The 5899-nt window shown below is 52.9% G+C and carries 9 protein-coding genes; all 9 read left to right on the top strand.

The annotated features are described in order from the left end of the window. A partial coding sequence (locus PGS25_RS03810) for a ParA family protein (protein WP_442865231.1) occupies nucleotides 1-330 on the top strand: 330 nt, incomplete at its 5' end. After that, nucleotides 287-1222: a ParB/RepB/Spo0J family partition protein gene (locus PGS25_RS03805; RefSeq protein ID WP_005335949.1), complete on the top strand. Its 936-nt coding sequence runs from the start codon at nucleotides 287-289 to the stop codon at nucleotides 1220-1222. The genes PGS25_RS03810 and PGS25_RS03805, both read left to right, overlap by 44 nt. Before the next feature lie 12 nt (nucleotides 1223-1234). Continuing rightward, on the top strand, nucleotides 1235-1510 hold the full coding sequence (locus tag PGS25_RS03800) for a DUF5720 family protein (protein WP_002592134.1): 276 nt from the start codon (nucleotides 1235-1237) through the stop codon (nucleotides 1508-1510). Between the two features lie 29 nt (nucleotides 1511-1539). Further along, the gene (locus tag PGS25_RS03795) at nucleotides 1540-1725 is read left to right on the top strand and encodes a hypothetical protein (protein WP_015527914.1); all 186 of its coding nucleotides are present in this window, start codon (nucleotides 1540-1542) and stop codon (nucleotides 1723-1725) included. Nucleotides 1726-1792: 67 nt separating this feature from the next. Beyond that, complete coding sequence (locus tag PGS25_RS03790) at nucleotides 1793-2671, top strand: DUF6017 domain-containing protein (protein ID WP_270417758.1); 879 nt, start codon at nucleotides 1793-1795, stop codon at nucleotides 2669-2671. Nucleotides 2672-2719: 48 nt separating this feature from the next. Next, nucleotides 2720-3082, top strand: a complete 363-nt coding sequence (locus PGS25_RS03785) for a DUF7768 domain-containing protein (protein ID WP_027644087.1) — start codon at nucleotides 2720-2722, stop codon at nucleotides 3080-3082. After that, nucleotides 3075-3386, top strand: coding sequence for a DUF5720 family protein (locus tag PGS25_RS03780; RefSeq protein ID WP_270417757.1), 312 nt, complete (start codon nucleotides 3075-3077; stop codon nucleotides 3384-3386). Before PGS25_RS03785 ends, PGS25_RS03780 begins: the two co-directional genes overlap by 8 nt. 101 nt (nucleotides 3387-3487) lie before the next feature. Next, the gene (locus PGS25_RS03775) at nucleotides 3488-3988 is read left to right on the top strand and encodes a PcfB family protein (protein WP_270417756.1); all 501 of its coding nucleotides are present in this window, start codon (nucleotides 3488-3490) and stop codon (nucleotides 3986-3988) included. Continuing rightward, nucleotides 3985-5814, top strand: coding sequence for a VirD4-like conjugal transfer protein, CD1115 family (locus PGS25_RS03770; RefSeq protein ID WP_270417755.1), 1830 nt, complete (start codon nucleotides 3985-3987; stop codon nucleotides 5812-5814). The genes PGS25_RS03775 and PGS25_RS03770 overlap by 4 nt, the downstream gene beginning before the upstream one ends. Nucleotides 5815-5899: the final 85 nt, after the last annotated feature.

The following is a 5899-nucleotide window of genomic DNA, read 5'->3' as shown; positions in this document are numbered from 1 at the left end:
GAACAGCTGCTCTCCACGGTAAACAAGGTAAAGCGGCAGATCAACCCCAAGCTCCAGATAGACGGTATCCTGCTGACGATGGTGGACAGCCGAACCAACTTTGCCAAAGAGATCTCCGCGCTCCTGCGTGAGACCTATGGTAGCAAGATCAAAGTATTCGGCACAGAGATTCCCCATTCTGTCCGGGCAAAGGAAATCAGCGCCGAGGGAAAAAGTATTTTTGCCCATGACCCTGGCGGCAAGGTGGCAGAGGGGTATCGAAATCTGACGAAGGAGGTGTTGAAACTTGAAAAGCAGCGCGAAAAAAATAGAGCTGGCCTCGGTAGATGATCTGTTCTCCACCGAAGAAGGCCGTCAGGATGCAAAGCTGGAAAAGATTCAGGAGATTCCGCTGTCTGAACTGCATCCCTTTAAGAACCACCCATTCAAAGTCAAGGATGACGAAGCCATGATGGAGACCGCTGACAGTATCAAGCAGTATGGCGTTCTGGTTCCGGCGATTGCTCGACCGGACCCGGAGGGCGGTTATGAGCTGGTAGCCGGACACAGGCGGCACAGAGCCAGTGAGCTGGCAGACAAGGAGACCATGCCGGTCATTGTTCGGGATTTGGATGATGATGCCGCCACAATCATTATGGTTGACAGCAATCTGCAACGGGAAAGTCTGCTCCCAAGTGAAAGGGCTTTTGCTTACAAGATGAAGCTGGAGGCTATGAAAAGGCAGGCTGGCAGACCGAGTAAAGAAAATTGTTCCCAAGTTGGGAACGATTTTGGGAAGAAGTCCAGCGAGGTTTTGGCAGAGCAAGTAGGTCAGAGTAAAAACCAGATTTTTCGTTATATCCGTCTGACTGAACTGATTCCTGAATTGATGGATATGGTCGATGAGAAGAAAATCGCCCTGAACCCTGCCTATGAGCTGTCCTTTCTCAAAAAGGAGGAACAGGTAGACCTGTTGGACGCGATGGACAGCGAACAGGCTACCCCTTCTCTTTCTCAAGCCCAGCGGCTCAAAAAATACAGTCAGGAGGGGCATCTGACTCTCGATATGATGCGTGTCATCATGGGTGAGGAAAAGAAAAGCGATCTGGACCGAGTGACATTTACCTCTGACACCTTGCGGAAGTATTTTCCTAAAAGCTATACGCCCCAGCGGATGCAGGAAACCATCATCAAGCTGCTGGAGGCATGGCAGAAAAAGCGTCAGAGAGACCAGGAACGATGAAAGGAGCCGCCTATGAGGGATATTTCAGCCCGTGAGCTGAAAGGACACAACATTCTCGCTGTAGAGAGGTTTTGGGATAACACACGCTGGATGATTGAGTTTTCCGTCCTGCGTCCCAGCACAGCTTACGGCAGCCCCGGAGAGGAAATGCGGCTGTTTTTGACCGAGGATGGGTATCAGGCTGCCCTGCAAAGCCAACAGCGCCGGGAGATCAAGATCAAGCGTTACGCTCGTGTGATTGAGGGACATATCCTCGATTTCAAACCGGGAAAACGCCGCCGCTCATAAACCCATACAACGAAAGGAAAGGAATGACTATGTGTACGGTAAAGGAAATTCAAGAAGCAATCCGGGAAGATTGCAAATCTCAGCATGACATGGATTCAACGGATATTGACCGAGTGATGCAAACACTTCCTTTCGCCCAGGAGGAGCCATTTACAGAGGCGCGTCCTCGAAAGCCGCTGTTTTGGTTCTATGCAAGAAAATTTGAAAAGTGTTGAACACCGCAATTCTTTGGAATGAGGATTGCGGTTTTTTTGTACCCAAAATTCGGAAGGAGTGAGGTCAATGGCCGTTTTTCGCATTGAACGGACCCGTGATTATACCGTGATGAGCAATCATCATTTACGAAATGCAAACCTGTCGTTAAAAGCGAAGGGGCTGCTTTCCATGATGCTGTCTTTGCCAGAGGACTGGAATTACACCACCCGTGGTCTTGCAAAGATCTGTAAGGAGGGCGTGGATGCCATAGGCGCTGCGTTGCGGGAATTGGAGGCTGCCGGTTACATTGTGCGGCACAAGCTGCGTGACCGGCAGGGACGCATCAGCGATACAGAGTATGTTATCTACGAGCAACCACAGCCGAAGAACCCGGATACGCCCCAGCCGGATACGGCTTCACCAGATACGGAAAACCCGGATATGGTAAAACCGGATACGGAAAAGCCCGCAGAATTAAATATAGAGAAATCAAATACAGAAAAAACAATTACTTATGGATCAAGTACCGATTCTATTCCCTTCCGGGAGCCAGCGGCAGCACAGCTGCCGGAACGGAAAGGAAGGGATGCGATGTCTGTCTCAGAGATGGAAAATTATCGGGATTTGATTCTGGAGAACATCGAGTATGACCACCTGTGCCGGGAGTTTACCACCTACCGGGAGGACCTGGACGAGATTGTGGAGCTGATGGTGGAGACCGTCTGCGCCAAGCGGAAAACCACCCGGATCGCTGGCAGCGACTTCCCCCATGAGGTGGTCCGCTCCCGTTTTTTGAAGCTGGATTGCTCCCACATCGAGTTTGTCATGGAATGCCTGCGGAACAATACCACCGAAATCCGCAACATGAAGCAGTATCTGCTTGCGGTGCTGTTTAATGCGCCGACCACGATCAGCAACCACTACACCGCACAAGTTAACCACGATATGTACGCAGGCGGCTGGTAAGCAGCCGCTTTTCTGCTGCCCGAAAACACCGGGAGAAAGGATTTTGCCATGAAACGACCTCTTGCCTACATTACGGCTCCATGGAGCAACAGCCAGTATGAGAACGCCGAGAACGCTGCGGCCTACTGCCGTCAGGTGTACGATGCCGGGTATTCGCCCATCTGCCCGGTGCTGTTCCTGCCTACCTTCCTCAAAGACGAGATTCCCCAGGAACACAAGGACGGGCTGGATATGGCGCGGGACTACCTGCGCCGGTCCCATGTGCTGGTGGTCTGCGGCCACGGCATCGACGAGACCGTGAAGAATGACATTGCCACCGCCGAGCGCCTGCGGATCACCGCCACCACCCTGGACGGTATCCTGGCCGTGAAGGGCCAGGGACGCGGGAAAGGAGGCGCACGCCATGCCTGAGCGTAAGACCGTGGGCCAGCTGATGGAGGAAATGCGCCTCAAAGCCGGGGCGCAGAACTACCACGGCCATGAGTACATGGATTTGGAGCGGTTTGCCGAGGACACCCGGCACATGATTATCTTCGATGTGCTGACCGACGATTCCCCGGTGGGCTGGAAAGATGAACGGACCCGCCTGTTTCTGACGGAGGCCGGATACCAGAAAAGCCTGGAGAACCAGGAAAAGGGCCACATCAAGATTCTCAGCCATGCCAAAGTGCGCCAGGGCCATCTGTACTATGACCGCTCCGACCAGCTGCGCTGAAAGGAGCCTGCCATGCTGAAATACCTGCTGCGGCGGCTGGTGGTCCCGCCTTAGTATCAAGTACCACCCCTGCAAAATCCGTGGAAAGGAGGCGATGACCTATGCAGGAGGAAGTGGAAAACAGGACTTTGACGCTGGTAGTCAGCGGAACAAAGTTTACCGGGCGGTTGATGAAAGCCGCCATCACCAAGTACCTTGCCCACCGCAAGGAAAAGAAGCTGCAAAAGCAGAGAAGCCGGGATACCCCCGTGATTCCCCACGGCAAGCAGACGGTGAAACAGCTGATCGGCCAGAATCAGGGCGTTTCCAACATCGAGATCACCGACCCCTCCATCAAGGAGTTTGAGAAGATCGCGCGGAAATACGGCGTGGACTATGCGGTGAAGAAGGACCGCAGCAGCTCCCCACCCAAGTACCTGATCTTTTTCAAGGGTCGGGACGCGGATGCCCTGACCGCTGCTTTTACCGAGTACACCGGGAAAAAGGTCAGGAAGGCGGAGAAATCCGAGCGCCCGTCCGTGCTGGCAAAGCTGAGCCAGTTCAAAGAACTGGTAAAACACGCCGTCGTGGACCGGAACAAGCGGAAGGAGCTGGAACGATGAAAAAGAAGCTGAACATCAAAAAGCTCATTTTGCTGAATCTGCCGTATATCCTGATGGGGCTTTTCTCCACCAACTTCGGTGAAGCGTGGCGGATGGCCGTGGGTGCGGACGCTTCGGCAAAAATGCTCTCGTTCTTCTCCACGCTGCCGATGGCGCTGACCAGCTGGTGGCCCAGCCTGCACCCGCTGGACCTGCTGGTGGGCCTGTGCTGCGGCGGCGGCCTGCGGCTGGCTGTGTACCTGAAAAGCAAGAACGCCAAGAAGTACAGGCACGGCATTGAATACGGTTCCGCCCGGTGGGGAACCCGTGAGGATATTGCACCTTACGTTGATCCTGTATTTCAGAACAATGTGATTCTGACGAAAACGGAGAGCCTGACAATGAACAGCCGCCCCAAGGACCCAAAGACCGCCAGAAACAAAAATGTGCTGGTGATTGGCGGCTCCGGTTCCGGTAAGACCCGCTTCTGGCTGAAACCCAACCTGATGCAGATGCACAGTTCCTATGTGGTCACAGACCCGAAGGGAACCATTTTGGTGGAGTGCGGAAAAATGCTCCAAAGGGGCGCACCCAAGCTGGGGAAAGACGGAAAGCCTATGAAGGATAAGCACGGCAAGGTCATTTATGAGCCGTACCGAATCAAGGTCCTAAATACCATCAACTTCAAGAAGTCCATGCACTATAACCCTTTCGCCTATATCCATAGCGAAAAGGACATCTTGAAGCTGGTAACAACGCTGATCGCCAACACCAAAGGCGAAGGCAAGGCCGGAGACGATTTCTGGGTAAAAGCAGAAACCTTGTTGTACTGCGCGCTTATTGGCTATATCCATTATGAGGCTCCGGTGGAGGAACAAAACTTCTCCACCCTCATTGAGTTCATCAACGCCATGGAGGTCCGGGAGGATGACGAGGAGTTCAAAAACCCCGTGGATCTGATGTTTGATGCACTGGAAACCGAGAAGCCAAACCACTTTGCGGTGCGCCAGTATAAGAAATATAAGCTGGCCGCCGGAAAAACAGCCAAGTCGATTTTGATTTCCTGCGGCGCTCGCCTTGCTGTGTTCGACATTGCAGAGTTGCGTGAGGTCACGGCTTATGATGAGCTGGAGCTGGACACTCTGGGAGACAGGAAAACTGCCCTGTTCCTCATCATGAGTGATACGGACGATAGCTTTAACTTCCTAATCTCTATGTGCTACACCCAGCTGTTTAATCTGCTCTGCGAAAAGGCGGACGATGTGTATGGCGGCAGGCTTCCAGTCCATGTGCGCTGTCTCATTGATGAAGCCGCCAATATCGGGCAGATTCCTCGTCTGGAAAAGCTGGTGGCCACCATCCGAAGCCGTGAGATCTCCGCCTGTCTGGTGTTGCAGGCGCAGAGTCAGCTCAAGGCGATCTATAAGGATAACGCAGATACCATTATCGGAAACATGGATACTTCCATCTTCCTGGGCGGTAAAGAGCCGACTACCCTCAAAGAGTTGGCTGCCGTGCTGGGCAAGGAAACCATCGACACCTACAACACCGGAGAGAGCCGTGGCCGGGAAACTTCCCACTCTCTCAACTATCAAAAATTGGGGAAAGAGCTGATGAGCCAGGATGAGCTTGCTGTTATGGATGGCGGCAAGTGCATCTTGCAGCTGCGCGGTGTGCGCCCTTTTCTTTCGGATAAGTACGACATCACCAAGCACCCTAATTTCAAATACACAGCTGATGCAGACAAGCGAAATACCTTTGATATTGAAGCATTTTTGTCTGCCAGACTAAAACTCAAGCCTGATGAGGTCTGCGATGTATATGAAGTAGACACGGAGGGCGTGTAATACGGTTCCGCTGAGAAAGGAGTGATCGTATCTATTTGCCGCAACTGCCCTCTATGGGCCATTGGCGTACAAAGCGGACAATCGC

Source organism: Butyricicoccus sp. AM78-15b2TA (genome assembly GCF_027665985.1).
GTDB classification, from domain to species: Bacteria; Bacillota; Clostridia; order Oscillospirales; family Butyricicoccaceae; genus Agathobaculum; species Agathobaculum butyriciproducens.
This window is presented reverse-complemented; position numbering and strand designations above follow the sequence as displayed.

Coding starts and splice junctions, on each gene's coding strand:
- PGS25_RS03795 (WP_015527914.1), top strand. CDS start 1,540: ATGTGTACGGTAAAGGAAATTCAAGAAGCAATCCGGGAAGATTGCAAA.
- PGS25_RS03790 (WP_270417758.1), top strand. CDS start 1,793: ATGGCCGTTTTTCGCATTGAACGGACCCGTGATTATACCGTGATGAGC.
- PGS25_RS03800 (WP_002592134.1), top strand. CDS start 1,235: ATGAGGGATATTTCAGCCCGTGAGCTGAAAGGACACAACATTCTCGCT.
- PGS25_RS03780 (WP_270417757.1), top strand. CDS start 3,075: ATGCCTGAGCGTAAGACCGTGGGCCAGCTGATGGAGGAAATGCGCCTC.
- PGS25_RS03775 (WP_270417756.1), top strand. CDS start 3,488: ATGCAGGAGGAAGTGGAAAACAGGACTTTGACGCTGGTAGTCAGCGGA.
- PGS25_RS03770 (WP_270417755.1), top strand. CDS start 3,985: ATGAAAAAGAAGCTGAACATCAAAAAGCTCATTTTGCTGAATCTGCCG.
- PGS25_RS03785 (WP_027644087.1), top strand. CDS start 2,720: ATGAAACGACCTCTTGCCTACATTACGGCTCCATGGAGCAACAGCCAG.